This window comes from Achromobacter sp. SLBN-14 (assembly GCF_006715415.1).
In the GTDB taxonomy this organism is placed as follows: domain Bacteria; phylum Pseudomonadota; class Gammaproteobacteria; order Burkholderiales; family Burkholderiaceae_B; genus Achromobacter; species Achromobacter mucicolens.
Map to the genome: position 1 here is coordinate 1866242 of NZ_VFNE01000001.1, position 14798 is coordinate 1881039.

A 14798-nucleotide genomic window follows, 5' to 3' on the forward strand; every position below is an offset into this window, starting at 1 on the left:
TCTCTGCTTACTTGGCCGCGGGCGTGGTGCCGGCCGGCGCGCCCGCGCCGAGCGACTTGTCGCGAGCCGCGGGAATGACTTCGGCGCCACCCACGATTTCCACCTTGGCGCCGGCGCGCAGGCGGTCGGTGCCTTCGGTGACGACCCGATCCCCGGGCTTGAGACCTTCGTTGACGGCGACCATGCCGGCGTTGATGGCGCCCAGCTTCACCGGGCGAACCGCGATCGTGTTGTCGTCCTGCACCAGGAAGACAAACGCGCCGGCCGAGCCCTGCTGGACCGCGGCCGTCGGAATGGCCGTCACGTCCTTGCGGGTCAGCACGTGCAGCCGCACGTTGACGAACTGGTTGGGGAAAAGCGCATCGTCGGTGTTGTCGAAGCGGGCCTTGAGCTTGAGCGTGCCGGTCGCCACGTCGATCTGGTTGTCCAGCGTCTCGAGCGTGCCCGAGGCGATGCGGCGGGTGTCGGCGCGGTCATAGGCGTCGACGGTCAGCGTCTTGCCGGCCGCCAACTCGGCGCGCACTTCCGGCAGCTGCGTTTCGGGCAGGGTGAAGACGACAGAGATGGGCTGGGTCTGGGTGATGACGACCAGGCCGTTGGTGTCCGAGCTGGACACCAGATTGCCGCGGTCGACCTGGCGCAGGCCCAGGCGGCCGCTGATCGGCGCGGTGATGCGGGCGTAATCCAGTTGCAGCTTGGCATTGTCGACATTGGCCTGGTCGCTCTTGACCGTGCCTTCGTACTGGCGCACCAGCGCGGCCTGCGTGTCGACCTGCTGGCGGGCGATGGAGTCCTGCTTGAAAAGGGCCTGGTAGCGTTGCAGGTCGCGGCGGGCGTTTTCCAACTGCGCGAGGTTCTGCATCTGCGTGCCGCGCGCCTGGTCAAGCGCCACCTGGAAGGCGCGCGGATCGACCTGGGCGAGCAAGTCGCCGGCCTTGACCTGCTGGCCTTCCTGGAACGCAACGTCCACAAGTTCGCCACTGACGCGGCTTCGGACGGTGACGGTGTTGTAAGCGGTGACGGTGCCCAGCGAGCGCAGGAAGATGTCGATGTCCTGCTGCGCGGCGGTGGCGATACGGACCGGGACAGGCATGTTGGCCATGGCGGCCGCGGGCGGCCTGCCGCCTGTCCGCCCTCCGGGGCCCGCCTGCTTGGCCGACGGCCGCAGCACCACCCAGGCAATCGCCGCGACGGCAAGCAGCAGCAAGACCAGACCGACGACGCGGCGGCGGCTCCAGCGGGAGGGTGGGGATACGGGACGGCTATCGGACATGGACTCGGTTCCGGCACACTCGGAAGGAAAGCCGTATTGTCTACTAGACCGTCCCGGTTTCGGCCCTGGTCGCCGTCAGCCTGAAACTACCCGCAACAGGAATCCGGGCCGCGAAACCGTACGTAACTTGCGCCTAGGAACTGCACAAGGTCATCTGGAATGCCACGTCGCGGGCCACCTGCTGAGGCTTGAACTCCCCGTCCTGCGTGGAAAAACGTATCCAGATCATGTACTTATTGGCGCTGATCTCAGGAAAGACGCCCTGGGCGGGATCCACCCAGACGCGCAGAAGCTGGAACTGCTTGCCGCCCAGCATCTGCTGATAGGCGCCCTGCTCGGCCACGATGTCGGTCTTGCGGCCGGACTCGCGCAACAGGCGCAGCGCCAGCGTCAGACCGTCGTAGAGGGGAATGAAGGGCGACACCCAGGCCTGCAGGTCCGCGCAGCGCGCGGCTTCGGGCTTGTTCTGCCAGGCATAGTAGGACGGCATGTCGACCTGCGTGGCGCTGCCGGGCATCGACAACCGGCCGCGCAGGCTGGTCAGCCATTCGTTCTCGCGCAGCGACTGGCCGGTCTTGCCGGGTGCAGCCAGCGCGCTGGCCACCTTTTCCATTTCGCGCAGCATGCTTTCCAGCGCGTCCTGAGCAACGCCAGGATGGTCGCGCAGTCCGACCAGCGCCAGGCGCTGGCGTTCAAGGTCCTGGAGGATCGCCCCCTTTACGTCGGTGCGTTCGCAGGCATCGAGCAGATCGAACAATGAGGAGACGGCAACCTGATGCTGGCGTGAGTCGCCCTCGCGAGCAAAGAAGAAGAGCCTGTCGAACAGGTATTCCAGCCGCAGATAAGCACGGATGCGCTCATTGAAGGGGTATTCGTAAACGATCACGCTTTTTTACAGGCCCTATCAGTGGTTGGCCGGCGGGCCAAGAATTTTCAGGGGTGCCGGCAGCCGCTGGCTTACCGGCCCGTGGTGGTCGCCAGCGCCAGCCAGCGGTCATGCAGGGTCAACGCCCGCGCGCGCAATTGATCCGGCGTGGTCGTTGCGTCGTTGAGTATGACGTCGTCCGCGACCTCCAACCGGCGTGCCCGCGCAGCCTGTGCCGCCATGATACGCCGGATGTCCTGCTCCGTCAGCCCGCTGCGCTGCTGCACGCGGGCCACCTGCGTCTCGGGGTCGCAGTCCACCACGCAGATACGATCCACGCGATCGCGCCAACGGTCCAGGGACTCGACCAATAGGGGCACCACAAAGACCAGATACGATCCTTTAGCGGTCGCCGCCTGACGTTCCGTTTCGCGGCCGATGACCGGATGCAGCACGGCCTCAAGCCGCAGGCGGACCTGCGGATCGGCGAATGCCTGCGCGCGCATCCATGCGCGATCCAGCGCGCCGTCGGGCGTCAAGGCCTCGCGGCCGAATTCGCGTTCGATCGCCGGCATGGCGGCGCCGCCCGCGGCGGTCAGCGCGCGCGCGATCTCGTCGGTGTCGACCAGGGCCGCGCCCCACTCGGCCAGCATGTCCGCCACGCGGGACTTGCCCGAACCGATGCCGCCCGTCAGACCAATCTTGAACATGCGCCTTTCCTCATGTGCTCATGAATTGCAATACGCCATGCTCGCCGCCCAATAGCAGCATGACCAGCCCGGCCAGCGCCAGATAGGGTCCGAAGGGCAAGGGCTGGCCGCGCCGGGCACGGCCGGTCAACGTCAATGCGCCGCCAATCAGCACGCCCACCAGCGATGCGCTCAAAAGCAGCATCGGCAAGGCTTCGATGCCGAACCACGCGCCCAGCGCGGCCAGCAACTTGAAGTCGCCCTGCCCCATGCCTTCGCGCCCGGTCAGCAGGCGGAACACATGAAAGATAACCCACAGGAACAGATATCCCGCCACGGCGCCGACCACTGCCATCTGCACGCTGGCGAACGCATCGAAGAGGTTCACCAGCAGACCCGCCCACACCAGCGGCTGGGTCAGCACATCGGGCAGCAGCGTCGTTTCGAAATCGATCCAGGCCAGCGCCACCAGCGTGGCCGACAGGCCCATGGCGGCAAGCGCGATCGGCGTCGCGCCAAAGCGCAGCGCGCAGCCGGCAAAAAGCGCGCAGGTCAGCAGTTCGATGACGGGATAGCGCCAGCCGATGGGCGCATGGCAGGCGGCACACCGGCCGCGCAGCAACAGCCAGCCGAGCAGGGGAATCCGCGCCATGCGGTCCAGGGGCGCCTCGCAGGCGGGGCAATGCGAGGCCGGCGACCACAGGCCATAGTGGCCCGGCGGCCGCGGCTTGCCGGCCGCGTCCATGCACTGCGCCTGCCACTCGCGCTCCATCATGCGCGGCAGCCGATGGGTCAGCACCGTCAGCCAGTTGCCCACGAACAAGCCGGCCAGCGCCGCCGCGCCGATGAAGACGCCCAGGGGCAGATCAAGGATTTGCCACATCGCCGTCAACGCCCCGCGTGGCCCGGACACGGCTGCCCATCCGACAGGCCGGGGATGGCGCAAGGGATGAGGGGCCGCGCGCGGCCATGTCGTAATTTGTGCATAAAGTGCGGCAGATGCCCGGGAACGGCTAAGGGGAACGTATCGAATCTTCGCATAAGTGCGTAAAATCGGAGACAGACTCAATTCACGGATAAGCTGCCATGGCCGCGCGCGTCGATATCGTTTCCCGCTCCCCCAAACTCGGCGTCATGGGGCTGCTGTTAGCGGGCGCCGTGATAGGCGCTACCGGCTGCGCCAAGCAGAAGGCCGAAGGCTACTACGACCTGCCGGCGGAAAGCACCGTGACCGACGCGCAGTACCAGGGCTCGGGCGCCGGCTACCGCAACATCATCCGCGCGCCGTCGCAAGTGCAGATCGAGCTCAAGCCCGACGCGCGCCGCCAGCAGAACCAGAACCAGCAGGCCGTTGCCGCGGGCCAGACCACCGAAGACGGCCAAGCCGTGCCCGAAGGCGCCGAAGGCGGCTCGGGCGGATCGGGCAAATCGGCGCCTGCTCCCGCCGCGGCGCCTGCCGCCGCGCCCAGCGGCATCACCCACAGCCTGGTGCCGCAGCCTCAGACCTACATGGGCACGCTGCCGTGTTTCTCGCCCGCCATGCAATGCACGGCCCAGCGCGTGACGCTGACGCTGGCCCCCAATGGCCGGTGGCGCGGCCGCACCGCCTACCTGGACAACGATCCCAAGAAGGGTCCGCCCGTGTCCGAGCAAGGCTGCTGGGACGCCACCGACGAACGTCCGCCGCGCGTCATCCTGATGGACGGCCAGGGCAACGTCCGGGTGGAATTCCTGGTTGCGGCCAACAACGTGCTGCGCGTGCGCTCGATTGGCGGCCAGACGCCCAACCTGAACTACAACCTGACCCGCCAGCCGGATCTGGACCCCATCGACGAGCTGGCAAACGCCGCCGCGCCCAAGTGCCCCTGATCGCAAGGCTGTCCGCCCCCGGCGCCTGAACGCCGCCGGACACCGCGCCCCCGCACCCCTTCCCGGGCCTGACGAACACCCTGTTCGTCAGGCCCGAATTCATTGGGCGACGGCATTGAGGCGGCGCGGCAAGCACGCCGAGCACGACAGGCGCGACAGACGCGACGGACGCGACGGACGCGACAGGCCCGACAGGCGCGGCAAGCATGGCGGTAACGTCAGGGAGGCACGGGTTTCGATGGGCATGCGCCATACGCGCCGGCGGGTTCGTGCAGCACCTGGGCGGGCGCGCTGGCACCGCCCGGAGGCGGCATCGGGCTGGGGCGCCACTGCGCGCCCGGGACGGGCGAGGCGCCTGACTGCCCGTGCGCACACAACCGGCACGCAAGCTGCATGGCGTTTCGGGCGCCTAATTTGGCGAAGATGCGGGCGCGATGGGCCTCGACCGTGCGCAGGGAGATGCCCAGGTCGATGGCGATGACCTTGTTGGCCCGCCCGGCCGCCACGTAATCGACGATCTGGCGTTCGCGGGCGGTCAGGGAGGACAGGACGGCGTCGAGTTCGGGGTGAGGAAAAGACATGGGGCAGCTCGCTTGCAATGTAGGATTGCAAACAGTCTGCCCCGGTGTCACAGCCGGCGTAAGCTGACAATTCTGATAGGGGGTGACCAAAACACCCCGCAGCCCGCCTTCCGCCTGCCTCAGGCGGTGTAGTCCAGTTCCAGGTTGTCGATCAGCCGCGTGGCGCCCAGCTTGGCGGCAGCCAGCACCACGACGGGTTCGCCGGCCTGCAGGTCCGCGGCCTCGGGGCGCTTCAGATCGCGCTGGCGGCGCAGGGCCACGTAATCCACCTTCCAGCCGCGCTGCGTCAGACGCTGGACGGCGTCGTTCTCCAGGGCGGCGGCGTCGCGCTCACCCCGGGCCAGGCGGCGGCCGATCTCTTGCAGTTCGGCGTACAGCGCCGGCGCTTCGGCACGTTCGGCCTCGCTCAGGTAGCGGTTGCGCGAGGACAGCGCCAGCCCGTCGTCCGCGCGCACGGTTTCATGCGCCAGCACCTCGACGGGCAACTGGAACTGGCGGCACATGTTGCGCACCACCATCAGCTGCTGGTAGTCCTTCTTGCCGAACACGGCCACACGCGGCTGCACGCACGAGAACAGCTTGAGCACGACCGTGCTGACCCCGGCGAAAAACCCCGGACGGAACTCGCCTTCCAGGATGTCGCCCAGGTCGTCGGGCGGCTGGATGCGGAAATTCTGCGGTTCGGGGTACATCTCGCGCTCGTTCGGCGCGAACAGCACGTAGACGTCGCGCGCCGCTTCAAGCTTTTCGATGTCGGCGGCCAGGGTGCGCGGATACTGGTCGAAGTCCTCGTTCGGGCCGAATTGCAGGCGGTTCACGAAGATGCTGGCCACGACGGGATCACCGTGCTGGCGCGCCAGCTTCATGAGCGCGAGGTGGCCTTCGTGCAGGTTGCCCATGGTGGGCACGAACGACACGCGGTTCTGTCCGCGCAGGTGATCGCGCAATTCCTGGATGGTGTGTACGACTTTCAAGGGAAATCTCCGGGGGAGTGGCGCCCGGTCAGGATCAGGCCGCGACCGCTGCCACGCTGGTATACGCCAGGCGCACGTAGATGGGAGCATAAGGCTCCGCCTGCGTGATCTCCAGCAGCGATTCGCGCGCCAGCTCGAGCATGGCGATGAAATGCACGACAACGACCGCGGCGGGCGCGCCCTCGCGGACACGCTCCATGAACAGGTCGCCGAATTCCATGAAACGCACGTCGTTCAGGCGGCGCAGGATGTGCGTCATGTGATCGCGCACCGACAGCTGCTCGCGCGTGATGTGGTGATGCTGGTTCAGCTTGGCCCGCTTCATGATGTCGGCCCACGCGGCGCGCAGGTCGTCCACGCTGACGTCCGGCAGCGCGCGCTCGACGCTCAGGTCGGCCACGGCCTGGCTGCTGACGAAATCGCGGCCCAGTTGCGGCAGCTTGTCCAGCTTCTGGGCGGCCAGCTTCATCTGCTCGTATTCGAGCAGGCGGCGCACCAGTTCCGCGCGCGGATCCTCGGGCTCTTCGCCGGTGTCGGTCTTTTTGACCGGCAGCAGCATGCGCGACTTGATCTCGATGAGCATGGCCGCCATCAAGAGATATTCGGCGGCCAGTTCGAGGTTGGTGATGCGGATCTGATCCACGTACGACAGGTACTGCCGCGTGACATCCGCCATGGGGATGTCCAGAACGTTGAAGTTCTGCTTGCGGATCAGGTAAAGCAACAGGTCCAGCGGCCCTTCGAAGGCTTCGAGAAAGACTTCCAGCGCATCGGGCGGAATGTACAGATCCGTCGGCATCTGGAACAGCGGCTCGCCGTACAGACGCGCAAACGCCACGCTATCGATGGTGTCGGGCGTGCTGTCGACGGACGGTTCCACTAGCTTGGCCAGGGCGTCGCCCGGCACCGAGGGGTTCTGGACCATGTGTGCCGCAAAAGTATCAGTCGGCCTGATACACGTACGGCTTTTGCGCCACGCGGGCCGCGCGGAAGCCTTCAAGCAGTTCCTGGTCCTGCTGCTTGTCCCAGAGACGGGCGCGTCCCTCGCGCTGGCGCTCTTCCGTGCCAGGGTGGGATTTCTTGTAGTCCTTCAGGAACTGGGTGATCTCGGATTCGTAGTTGGTCGCCATGGCACCAATTTCATTAGGTTGCAGATGTCGCGAGTTTACTTCACGGCGGCCGGATCCCCGGCGTTACAATCGTCAGGCTCTCATTGCAGCCTTCCGACATGTCCGCAGAATCCGCAGCCGCAGCCAATCCCGCTCCGCCCTCAACGCCGGACGCGGTGCGCGCGGCGCGCATGATCCCCTTCATCGTGGGGTGCGCGCTCTTCATGCAGATGCTGGACGCCACGGTCGTGGCGACCGCCCTGCCCGCCATGGCCCGGGCCCTGGGGTCCACCCCCGTGCGGCTCAACGTGGCCATCACCTCCTACCTGCTGGCCGTCGCCGTCTTCGTGCCCATCAGCGGCTGGGCGGCCGACCGCTACGGCGCCCGGCGCGTCTTCATCACCGCGATCGGTCTGTTCACGCTCAGTTCCGTCGCCTGCGCCCTGTCGCAGGACCTGCAACAGCTCGTGCTGGCGCGGATCGTGCAGGGCATGGCGGGCGCCATGATGGTGCCCGTGGGGCGGATCATCCTCTTGCGCACCGTGCCCAAGCAGGATCTGCTCAAGGCCATGTCCTTCCTGTCCATTCCGGCGCTGCTGGGACCGGTGATCGGGCCCCCGCTGGGCGGCTTCATGGTCACGTACATGTCGTGGCACTGGATCTTCCTGATCAACATCCCGATCGGCATCCTGGGCATCTTCCTGGTCCTGCGCTTTGTCGCTGAAATCCGCGAAACCGGCACGCCCCGCCTGGACTGGATCGGCTTCCTGCTTAGCTCGGTGTGCCTGGCCACGCTGGTCAGCGGCTTCGAGGCCATCGGCCGCGACGTCATGCCGCTGCCCATCCTGCTCAGCCTCATCGGCGTGGGCATCGTCTGCGGGCTGCTGTACGGCGTGCACGCGCGGCGCACCGAACATCCCATCATCGACCTGTCCCTGATGCGGATTCCCACCTTCGCCATCTCCACGCTGGGCGGCAACCTGTGCCGGTTCGCCGTCGGCGCCACGCCCTTCCTCCTGGCCATGCTGCTGCAGGTGGGCTTTGGGCTGTCGCCGTTCTCGGCCGGCCTCATCACTTTCGCCAGCGCCGCCGGCGCCCTGCTGATGAAATTTGTCGCCACGCCCATCGTGCAGCGCTTCGGCTTTCGCCGCGTGCTGACCCTGAACGCCATCCTGACCGGCGGCTTCATCATCGTCTGCGGCGCCTTCAACCCGGCCACGCCCGTCTGGCTGATGATCGCCATCCTGCTGGTGGGCGGCTTCTTCCGGTCGCTGCAGTTCACCGGGGTAAATACGCTAACCTATGCCGACATCCCGCCCGCCAAGATGAGCCGCGCCAGCAGCTTCTCGGCCATGGCGCAGCAACTGGGCATCACGCTGGGCGTCGGGGTGGCCGCGGTCACGCTGAACATCAGCATGTCGCTGCGCGGCGCCGAAACGCTGGCCATCAGCGACGTGGTCGCCGGCTTCGTCGTCATCGGCCTGCTGTGCATGGCATCGACCTTCTCCTTTAGACGCCTCGACCCGCTGGCCGGGGCACACCTGAACGGCGCGAAAAACAGTGACGACGAATGAATTTGTCCTAGCCCTGGACCAGGGCACGACCAGCTCCCGAGCCATCGTCTTTGACCGCGAAGGCGTCGTGCGCGGCGTTGGCCAACGCGAATTCCGCCAGCACTATCCGCGTCCGGGCTGGGTCGAGCACGATGCCAACGAGATCTGGCACAGCCAGCTCGACGTCGCCCGCGAAGCCCTGCGCAACGCCGGCGCGGCCGCCGCCGACATCGCCGCCATCGGCATCACCAACCAGCGCGAAACCACCCTCATCTGGGAACGCGCCACCGGCCGTCCGCTTGCCCGCGCCATCGTCTGGCAAGACCGCCGCACCGCGCCCCTGTGCGACAAGCTCCGCCAGGACGGCCATGGCGACTTCCTGCAGGCGCGCACCGGCCTGGTCGTCGACGCCTACTTCTCCGGCACCAAGCTCGCCTGGCTACTGGACCACGTGCCCGGCGCGCGCAGCATGGCCGAACGCGGCGAACTGGCCTTCGGCACCGTCGACACCTGGCTCATCTGGCAACTGACCGGCGGCGCCGTCCACAGCACAGACCCCAGCAACGCCTCGCGCACCATGCTGTTCGACCTGCACACGCAGGACTGGAACGATGACATCCTGGCGCTGCTCAACCTCCCGCGCAGCGTGCTGCCCCAGATCGCGCCCAGCAGCGCCATCGTCGGCGACGCCCTGCCCGAATGGCTGGGCGGCTCCGTGCCCATCGCCGGCGTCGCCGGCGACCAGCAGGCCGCCACCTTCGGCCAGGCCTGCTTCACGCCCGGCATGGCCAAGAACACCTACGGCACCGGCTGCTTCATGCTCATGAACGTCGGCGACAAACCCGTCGAATCGCGCAACAACCTCTTGTCCACCGTCGGCTGGGGCCTGCCCCAACCCGGCCACGACAAATGGAAGCCCGCCTACATGCTAGAAGGCGGCGTCTTCGTCGCCGGCGCAGCCGTCCAATGGCTGCGCGACGGCCTGGGCATCATCCAGCGCTCCGAAGACATCGAATCCCTGGCCGCCAGCGTCTCCGACACCGACGACGTCTTCATGGTCCCCGCCTTCGCCGGCCTGGGCGCCCCCCACTGGGACCCCTACGCCCGAGGCACCCTCGTCGGCCTGACCCGCGGCACCACCCGCGCCCACATCGCCCGCGCCACGCTGGAATCCATCGCCCTGCAAAGCGCGGAACTTCTCACCTGCATGAACGCCGACAGCGGCATCGCCCTGACGGAACTGCGCGTCGACGGCGGCGCCGCCCGCAATGACTTGCTGATGCAGATGCAGGCTGACATCCTGGGCGTTCCGGTCGTGCGTCCGCGGGTCCCTGAATCCACCGCCCTCGGTGCAGCGGGCCTGGCAGGCTTGGCCGTGGGATTCTGGTCCAGCCAGGATGAATTTGCCTCCAAGTGGCAAGCCGAACGCACCTTCAGCCCGACTTGGCCGGAATCTGTCCGAGAAGCGCGAATGAAGCGGTGGCGGCAGGCGGTGGAGTTGTCGAAAGGCTGGTCGGCTGGGGCCGGCAAGTAAGGGCGATTTGAGAACCCGGTGTCAGACACCCAGTGACACCGCGGCAAGTTGGGCCGTCATTTCAAGGGTGTCAGACACCTACGCAGAGACACCTACGCAGACACCTACGCTGCGGCAAGAACTCAAAAACCAAGCCGCCACACGCGAAGCGTCATCGCCACGACGCAAGACACCGCGTAAGTCACCGGAGGCCGCCCGCGCGGCCGAACGGTGACGGGCAGCGCAAACTGCTTCAAAACCACGCTGCCGTCGAAAAGCACCTCAAAAACTCCACCCGACCCAGCGCCCGCCAAGCTCAGGCCACTCGAGCCCGGTGCGGCGTCGGCCTGGGGTGCGCGGGGCGTGTAGATGCGCCCGAGGGAATCGGAAGGCAGTCGCCGCAGGCGACAACGACGATGACGACGGGGCAGTCCGGAGCGAAGGCTCCGGACCGCAATCGTAGCCCCGCGCGCCCCAGGCCGACGACGCGCCGGGCGTCTAAAGAACCGTACCCACCGCCGGCAGCTCCCGGCCATCAGCATTCAAGCGCAAATCCCATTCGAACCCAGCCACGTCGTAGGTCCCTGTCAAAGACAATCAAAGCCCTACCATTCAAGCCGCCCGAACCCCAATCGCCACCACCCTCGCGGTAAACCCCTTCAACAACTCCTCCCGCGTCGCCTCAGCCCGCGCCATCGACGCCTCCTTCACATGCCCGTACCCGCGAATCTCCTCGGGTACGCTAGCCAGCGCCACGGCCTTATCCAGATTCCCGCGGTTCAACTTCCCCAAGATCGCCGTCATCGTCTCCCGATACTCCTGGATCAACGCCCGCTCCGCCCGCCGCTCCTTCGTATATCCGAACGGATCGAACCGCGACCCGCGCAGGAACCGCATCCGCGCCAGCACGCCAAATACCTTCAGCATCCCCGGCCCGTAAGCCCGCTTCACCAGATGCCCGTCCTTGTCCCGCCGCGCAAACACCGGCGGCGCCAGGTGAAAGCGCAGCTTCCAATCCCCCTCGAACTGCTCACCCACCCGCTTCACAAACTCCCCGTCCGAGTACAGCCGCGCGACTTCGTACTCGTCCTTGTAGGCCATCAGCTTGAAGTAATAGCGCGCCACTGCCAGTGCCAATCGGTTCGTGCCCGTCGCCTCCCGCTCCGCCCGCGCCACCTTGTTCACCAGGTCCGTGTAGTGCTTTGCATACGCCGCGTCCTGGTACTGCGTCAGGAACGCCTCGCGCACCGCCACCATTCGCGCCAGTTCGCCCGCCGGCTGCTTCAAGTCCGCCACGGGAGTCGGCGCCCGCGGCCGCGTGATCTCGATGATGTCGTCCGGCTGCGCGGGCGACACGCCGCCGTTGGCCATCAGACGCGCCACCGCCGCCGGCTCGTGCGCCGCGCGGCGTCCCCATGCGAATGCCGCAAGATTGTTCGCCACCTGCTGGCCGTTCAGTTCAATCGCCCGCAACAGCGCCTCGCGCGACAGCGGTATCCAGCCCTTCTGGAATGCGTAGCCCATCATCAGCGGATTTGAGTAGATCGCATCGCCCAGCAGCACCACCGCCATCGCGGCTGCGTCCATAGCGGCCAGGTTGTCCTTGCCGCACGCGCTTTGCAGATCCGACGTCAAGTTCGCGCCCGGCAGCGTCCACGAAGGGTTCGACACGAACGCCGCCGTCGGCGCCGTATCGCTATTGAGCAACACATGCGTGCGCCCTGGCGTCACCCGGGCCATCGCCTCCGGACTCGTCGCCACCACCAGATCGCCCGCCAGCAGCAGGTCTGCCTCGCCCATCGCCACCCGCGTGTTCAGCAAATGATCCGGCGAGCCTGCCAGCACCACATGGGAAAACACCGCGCCGCCCTTCTGCGCCAGCCCCGCCATGTCCAGCACCGAACAGCCCTTGCCCTCCAGGTGCGCCGCCATGCCCAGCAACTGGCCGATCGTCACCACGCCCGTCCCGCCCACCCCCGCGATGAACACCCCATAAGGCGCATCCAGTCCGTGCGGGCGCGGCAAGGGCACACCCTCGTCCGGCGCGCCGCCCGACTGCGCCAGCGCTTGCGGCTTTCTCAGCTTGCCGCCTTCCACCGTCACCAGGCTGGGGCAAAAGCCCTTCAGACAGGAAAAGTCCTTGTTGCAGATTGACTGGTTGATCTTGCGCTTGCGCCCGAACTCGGTCTCCAGCGGCTCCACCGACAGACAGTTCGACTTCGCCGAGCAGTCGCCACACCCCTCGCACACCCGTTCATTGATGACCACGCGGCGCGCCGGATCCGGATAGGCATTGCGCTTGCGGCGGCGGCGCTTTTCCGTGGCGCAGGTCTGGTCGTAGATCAGCACCGACACCCCCGGATGCTCGCGCAGCTCGCGCATCACCGCGTCCAGCTCGTCGCGGTGGCGCACCGGCACACCCGGCGCCAGGTCCGACACCTCCACGTACTTGCGCGGATCGTCCGTCACCACCACGATCTTCTCGATGCCCTCGGCCGCCACTTGGCGCGTAATCATCGGCACGCTGATCGGGCCGTCCACCGGCTGCCCGCCCGTCATCGCGACCGCGTCGTTGAACAGGATCTTGTATGTGATCGGCGCCTTGGCCGCCACCGCTGCCCGAATCGCCAGCAGCCCCGAATGAAAGTAGGTGCCGTCGCCCAGGTTCGCAAACACGTGCTTTTCCTCGGTGAACGGCGCCTGCCCCAGCCACGGCACGCCCTCGCCGCCCATCTGCGTGAAAACGTCCGTGCCGCGGTCCATCCATCGCACCATGTAGTGGCAGCCGATGCCCGCCATGCCGCGAGACCCCTCCGGCAGGCGCGTCGACGTGTTGTGCGGACAGCCCGAACAGAACCAGGGCTTGCGCTCCTCGACCACGCGCGGACGCGCCAGCGCCGCTTCGCGGGCTCGAATGAATTCCAGCCGCGCCTCGATGCCCGCGCGCACGTCGTCCGGCAACGCGAAACGCAACAGGCGCGCCCCGATCGCCTTGGCAACCATCGCGGGCGAAAACTCGTAATGCGCCGGCAGCAGCCAGTTGCCCTGCGGCACCGACCACTCGCCGCCATCCTTGTCGTCGAACTTGCCCACCACCCGAGGAATCTTCTTGCCGCTGCCGATCCAGCTGAACAGCTCCTCCTTCAGCTGGTACTCCAGCACCTGGCGCTTTTCCTCCACGACCAGGATCTCGTCCAGCCCTTCCGCGAAACGCTGCGTGCCCGCGGACTCCAGCGGCCACACCATGCCCACCTTGAACAGCCGCACGCCGATGCGCCGGCACACGTCTTCGGACAGCCCCAGGTCCGACAGCGCCTGGCGCGTGTCCAGATAGGCCTTGCCCGAAGTCATGATGCCGAAGCGCGCCGCCTGCTGCGGCACCTCCCAGAGCTCCCGGTTTAACCCGTTGGCGCGCGCATAGGCCAGCGCCGCGTACAGCTTGTAGTCCAAGAGCCGCGCTTCCTGCTGCAACGGCGTGTCCGGCAGCCGGATGTTCAGGCCGTCCGGCGGCAACTGGAAATCCTCGGGCAGCACGATGCGCACCCGGTGCGGATCCACGTCCACCGACGCCGATACCTCCACGATGTCGGTGATGCACTTCATGCCGACCCACACCCCCGCGTACCGGCTCATCGCCCAGCCGTGCAGGCCGTAGTCCAGCACCTCCTGCACGCTGGACGGGAACAGCACCGGGATCATGCAGGCCTTCAGGATGTGGTCGCTCTGATGCGGCAGGGTCGACGACTTGGCGGGGTGGTCATCGCCCGCCACCACCAGCACGCCGCCATGGCGCGCCGTGCCCGCCGCGTTGGCATGCTTGAAGACGTCGCCGCAGCGGTCCACGCCCGGCCCCTTGCCGTACCACATGCCGAACACGCCGTCGTACTTGGCGCCGGGAAAAAGGTTCACCTGCTGCGTGCCCCACACCGCCGTCGCGGCCAGGTCTTCATTGATGCCCGGCTGGAACTCGACGTGGTGCGCCTTCAGATGCGCGGCGGCCTTCCACATGTTCTGATCGACGCCGCCCAGCGGCGAGCCCCGGTACCCCGACACGAATCCCGCCGTGTTCAACCCTGCCTGCGCATCGCGAACGCGCTGCATCATGGGCAGCCGCACCAGCGCGTGGATGCCGCTCATCCAGGCGCGGCCGGATTGCAGGGTGTATTTGTCGTCGAGCTGAACGGATTCGAGCGCCGCGCGGACGGCGGGCGTGAGGGGGGCATTCATGTCTACTCCAACATCGGATGCCCCGGCAAGCGGCGCGCAGCTCCACAGAACGCACGCGGGCCAGCAAGGGCCGTGAAAGTGAAGTCCTGATGCGTTCACGCCTTCTGCGGGCCGAATCGCGCTTGCCGCGCCGGCTGGCCAAAAA

At 67.0% G+C, this 14798-nt stretch carries 11 protein-coding genes and 1 pseudogene; 3 read left to right on the top strand and 9 right to left on the bottom strand.

The window, feature by feature from the left end; translation table 11 throughout:
* Nucleotides 1–7: 7 nt before the first annotated feature.
* From FBY20_RS08530 to FBY20_RS08545, 4 genes and pseudogenes are all read right to left on the bottom strand, one after another.
* The gene (locus FBY20_RS08530) at nt 8–1273 is read right to left on the bottom strand and encodes an MdtA/MuxA family multidrug efflux RND transporter periplasmic adaptor subunit (RefSeq protein ID WP_142051432.1); all 1266 of its coding nucleotides are present in this window, start codon (nt 1271–1273) and stop codon (nt 8–10) included.
* 133 nt (nt 1274–1406) lie between these two features.
* Nucleotides 1407–2159, bottom strand: a complete 753-nt coding sequence (gene zapD / locus FBY20_RS08535) for a cell division protein ZapD (RefSeq protein ID WP_056327494.1) — start codon at nt 2157–2159, stop codon at nt 1407–1409.
* Between the two features lie 46 nt (nt 2160–2205).
* Nucleotides 2206–2848: pseudogene (gene coaE / locus FBY20_RS08540) on the bottom strand (dephospho-CoA kinase); the annotation flags it as partial.
* A 10-nt stretch (nt 2849–2858) separates the two neighbouring features.
* Nucleotides 2859–3710: an A24 family peptidase gene (locus tag FBY20_RS08545; protein ID WP_056327498.1), complete on the bottom strand. Its 852-nt coding sequence runs from the start codon at nt 3708–3710 to the stop codon at nt 2859–2861.
* A gap of 203 nt (nt 3711–3913) precedes the next feature.
* Between FBY20_RS08545 and FBY20_RS08550 the strand changes: the two genes are divergently transcribed.
* Nucleotides 3914–4696: a copper resistance protein NlpE N-terminal domain-containing protein gene (locus tag FBY20_RS08550; RefSeq protein WP_056327500.1), complete on the top strand. Its 783-nt coding sequence runs from the start codon at nt 3914–3916 to the stop codon at nt 4694–4696.
* A 218-nt stretch (nt 4697–4914) separates the two neighbouring features.
* Here FBY20_RS08550 and FBY20_RS08555 read toward each other — a convergent pair whose 3' ends face one another.
* The 4 genes from FBY20_RS08555 to FBY20_RS08570 all read right to left on the bottom strand — a co-directional run bounded on the left by FBY20_RS08555 (nt 4915) and on the right by FBY20_RS08570 (nt 7381).
* A complete protein-coding gene (locus FBY20_RS08555) occupies nt 4915–5277 on the bottom strand; it encodes a response regulator transcription factor (RefSeq protein ID WP_056327502.1) in 363 nt (120 codons plus the stop codon).
* Between the two features lie 119 nt (nt 5278–5396).
* Nucleotides 5397–6251, bottom strand: a complete 855-nt coding sequence (gene panC / locus FBY20_RS08560) for a pantoate--beta-alanine ligase (RefSeq protein ID WP_056327503.1) — start codon at nt 6249–6251, stop codon at nt 5397–5399.
* Nucleotides 6252–6285: 34 nt separating this feature from the next.
* Nucleotides 6286–7176: a ScpA family protein gene (locus tag FBY20_RS08565; protein WP_056327505.1), complete on the bottom strand. Its 891-nt coding sequence runs from the start codon at nt 7174–7176 to the stop codon at nt 6286–6288.
* A gap of 16 nt (nt 7177–7192) precedes the next feature.
* Nucleotides 7193–7381, bottom strand: a complete 189-nt coding sequence (locus FBY20_RS08570; protein ID WP_056327507.1) for a DUF3460 family protein — start codon at nt 7379–7381, stop codon at nt 7193–7195.
* Nucleotides 7382–7479: 98 nt separating this feature from the next.
* Here FBY20_RS08570 and FBY20_RS08575 point away from each other — a divergent pair, with 98 nt between their 5' ends.
* Nucleotides 7480–8934: a DHA2 family efflux MFS transporter permease subunit gene (locus tag FBY20_RS08575; protein WP_062840234.1), complete on the top strand. Its 1455-nt coding sequence runs from the start codon at nt 7480–7482 to the stop codon at nt 8932–8934.
* Nucleotides 8921–10447: a glycerol kinase GlpK gene (gene glpK / locus FBY20_RS08580; protein WP_142051438.1), complete on the top strand. Its 1527-nt coding sequence runs from the start codon at nt 8921–8923 to the stop codon at nt 10445–10447. The genes FBY20_RS08575 and glpK overlap by 14 nt, the downstream gene beginning before the upstream one ends.
* 591 nt (nt 10448–11038) lie before the next feature.
* On the opposite strand, the gene FBY20_RS08585 is transcribed toward glpK, so the two are convergent.
* Nucleotides 11039–14653, bottom strand: a complete 3615-nt coding sequence (locus FBY20_RS08585) for an indolepyruvate ferredoxin oxidoreductase family protein (RefSeq protein ID WP_142051441.1) — start codon at nt 14651–14653, stop codon at nt 11039–11041.
* Nucleotides 14654–14798 lie beyond the last annotated feature (145 nt).